Below are 3,075 nucleotides of genomic sequence, written 5' to 3' on the forward strand. Positions count from 1 at the left end.
GCCCCCGGAGAACGCATTCGCGGACGGTTGGTTCCTGCGAGGGTCTACAGTTCCTCCGACCACTTTTATTGGAGCGAACACACTGATGAATTTGTCATTACAGGCCGTGTCGCCGCTCGACTAGGCGGCCAAATTTTGACGTCGAATTTCAGGTCAATTTTGGCTCGAGGATTTCTAGCGCCCGTACGTACTTGTCCGCATCTTCCGGCAAGCCGTGTTCGACGACCGCGCGCAAATTGTCTTGCATCCGCGAGCTTAACGGGCTTGGCAAGTTGATTGGCTCCACTTCGCCTCACGAAGTCAAAATAGTCCTCGTTCTCCCGTCGTGTCATTGCGTCGACAGCCGACACGATCTCAGCTGGAAATCCCATCTCGACGAGGTCATCAAGGGTGACATCGCTCTTTTCGACTACGTCGTGAAGAACCCCGACAATCCGTTCGGCCTGTCTCGTTTGCGCAAGCATGACCCGAAGGGGATGAAGAATGTAAGGTTCATTGGCCTTGTCGAATTGCCCTTCGTGCTTTTCCGTTGCCAGGCGGATAGCAAGGCCCAGCAATGACATAGTTTCATTCCTCCCCAAAAACGGCGGCCAGGAAGTGTGATGGTGGCCTTCCTGATMGCTACGGAGGGCCAATCTAGCTTSTRTCCTCSGGTTSTTCGGCCAGTATGCCAGCCTCMTTGCAGAATGTTTCAAAAGCCTCYCTAGCCTGATCRATGGGAATGGAGCCGTTGATTGCACCCTGCAGCGCYTGCTCTGCCARATAGAAGAAYGGGTTGCGTTTATCGAGCGGCCACTGTTCGAGGAACTCGACTGCGTCGGGAACGGAGACGATATTCCGGAGAGAGAACTCGCCGCCCTTTATCCAGATGATTGGGCTCATTTCCATGCTACTCAACGCGCATGCTGGGGAGACGGTTGCACCGATAGCAGATTTTGCCGATCAACTCTGAATCGGCCCCGTTGAAGAAAAAGCGAGCTCATCACATTCCACGCGACTAGACTCCACCGACACCATCGAAACTCGTTCTGTGAGCAGAGATAATCTCCATCGGATCGATTTCCCCCAGTTGCGCGTTGGTTCGCAACTGAGAGGAGTATGGCCATGGCCGCAGTTATGTGGTTCGGCGCGTTGCTGGTCATTTGTGGGATTGTGATGCTGGCATTTGCAGCCATTTACAGAGGCCATCTGAGCGACAGCCACGCAGACCCGATTGCTGGCCGCACGCTGGAGCCTTGGCGTCGTGGCGCAGTTTTCTTTGGAACCGGTCGCAACTGGCCAGGCTTGCTATTGGTCACCATTGGCGCGATCACGCTATTAGCGGGGGCGTTCGTTTAAAGCTGTTCCTGTGGCCTCTAGGGAACCATCATTTGCCAGCTCGCCGGTGTTCTTGAACGCAGATTAAACGCAGATGCCTCTGCACTCTTGGCCGCTAGTTCAGTTCGTATGAAGACCACATCCGTTTCCTTCAGCGGAACCCGTTCTGCCTTCCCTTGCTTGACGCAGGGGACGATTGCGGAACTGTTTCGCCCGACAGCGGTTATTAGGGCCTCAAACCCCAGGAGGCAGATATGACTTTCCAAAGCACGTTGGCCGCTACTATCCTTCTCGCTGGAACCGCTCTTGCGACTGCCCAAACTGTCGTGGTTACGCCTGAACAGGAGGTCGTCGTCCGAGAATATGTAAAAACCAATCCGGTCGTGGTGGAACGTCCGTCGAACTTTGAACTGATAGTCGGCGCGATCATCCCGGATATTTTCAAGCCGGGCGAACTTGCTGAAAACACCCTGCCGACCAGGTATCAGTACGTCGTAATTGATGGTCGCACCGTGCTGATCGACCCCCAAACCCGCAAGGTGGTGCATATCATTGAAAGGTGACGTTTCTCGTCCAAGAAGACGGATTCCGGTGGGGCGAGGCTAACCCACGCTGGGACACCTCGCCTTCGACGGCCAGATCGACGATTATTTGCGCTTCGCATCCGGCTGGCGCGGCGGACGGGTCCGGGCAGCACGCAATCGCGCCGTTGCGTTTACGGCGACTCGTCCCTTCCTGCCGTCCCAATATCCCAATGCAGTTGACAAGCCCAGGGAAGCCGACGCTTGCACGTATTAGATCTAAAACGACGGCTGCCGCACCCCAGATCCATCTTGCAGCCCGCATGTGGCTCGTCATCACGCGAGCGAAATGTCGAGGCTTTTCAATGCTACTAAGCGCCACAAGCCGTGGATCGATTTTCGCTGTCGTGCATTGTACGGGCTTTCCTTAGGAGTGATTGGTGATGACGAAACTGGTGTTGAGCCTTGTGCTGATGGTGCCGCTTGCAGCCTGCTCGCAGACAGAGCAAGGCGCAGTTATTGGCGGCCTCGGTGGCGCTGCCGTTGGTAGTGCTGTTGCTGCTCCGGGAAATCGCGCCGAGGGCGCACTTGTCGGTGGCGCTGTTGGTGCCGTCGCTGGTGGCCTGATCGGCCGTGCAAATGAACCCAACCAGTGTCGCTTCCGTGACCGTTATGGCCGTGCCTATGTCGCACCCTGCCCGAGTGGCTACTACTGATCCGCTATCCAAATCGATGATACCGCCGAGGCGCTGACGCGCTATTCTTCCCGTCCGACCAAGATCTACCGCGACGCGCCAGGTGGGTGAAAGACCATGTCGGCATGGTTGTTAGCGCAAGCGCGGCGATGCCCCAGGAGCGATCCGATCTCGGCTTTGGACGGAGGCGATTCTGTTGCTTGAAGGGTCATGGTACGGGAGCATGATGTGCCGTGCACTAACCCACCTACGCGCCCGTTTCAGAGTTAGATGCGCCAGCAGGTTTCGACTCGGGAGAACCCTTGTGCCGAAGGAAAATTGATAGCACGACCAGGACCGCCGTAGACAGGAACTCGGATTGCCAGTTCTGGAAGGATTCGAACCAAAGCTGCGGGTCCACGACATAGCTTGCCAGGGATTGAACGGCACTGCCGTGCCGGATGGCAGCTTCATTCGCCGCCAACAGGCTTGCGCCCCAATGCAACCCAAAAGTGACGATGAACAGCAATGCCAAGGCTATTCCTAGTGAATAAGAATACAGC

6 protein-coding genes are annotated in these 3,075 nt (G+C 56.2%); 3 read left to right on the forward strand and 3 right to left on the reverse strand.

Annotation, left to right across the window (positions count from 1 at the left end):
- Positions 1-65: 65 nt before the first annotated feature.
- Entirely contained in the window at positions 66-563 is a 498-nt protein-coding gene (locus AC1DUU_RS27540) for an HD domain-containing protein (RefSeq protein WP_476786527.1), read from the reverse strand.
- A gap of 73 nt (positions 564-636) precedes the next feature.
- Entirely contained in the window at positions 637-888 is a 252-nt protein-coding gene (locus AC1DUU_RS27545) for a DUF982 domain-containing protein (protein WP_476786528.1), read from the reverse strand.
- 216 nt (positions 889-1,104) lie between these two features.
- Here AC1DUU_RS27545 and AC1DUU_RS27550 point away from each other — a divergent pair, with 216 nt between their 5' ends.
- The 3 genes from AC1DUU_RS27550 to AC1DUU_RS27560 all read left to right on the forward strand — a co-directional run bounded on the left by AC1DUU_RS27550 (position 1,105) and on the right by AC1DUU_RS27560 (position 2,554).
- Positions 1,105-1,338: a hypothetical protein gene (locus AC1DUU_RS27550; RefSeq protein ID WP_476786529.1), complete on the forward strand. Its 234-nt coding sequence runs from the start codon at positions 1,105-1,107 to the stop codon at positions 1,336-1,338.
- Between the two features lie 233 nt (positions 1,339-1,571).
- On the forward strand, positions 1,572-1,880 hold the full coding sequence (locus AC1DUU_RS27555) for a DUF1236 domain-containing protein (RefSeq protein WP_476786530.1): 309 nt from the start codon (positions 1,572-1,574) through the stop codon (positions 1,878-1,880).
- 401 nt (positions 1,881-2,281) lie between these two features.
- Positions 2,282-2,554, forward strand: a complete 273-nt coding sequence (locus tag AC1DUU_RS27560; protein WP_476786532.1) for a glycine zipper domain-containing protein — start codon at positions 2,282-2,284, stop codon at positions 2,552-2,554.
- A 226-nt stretch (positions 2,555-2,780) separates the two neighbouring features.
- Here the strand turns inward: AC1DUU_RS27560 and AC1DUU_RS27565 are convergent.
- Positions 2,781-3,075: DUF6766 family protein (locus AC1DUU_RS27565; protein ID WP_476786531.1), on the reverse strand; the 295-nt coding region annotated here is incomplete at its 5' end.

Source organism: Aminobacter sp. P4_H6_2 (assembly GCF_056400805.1).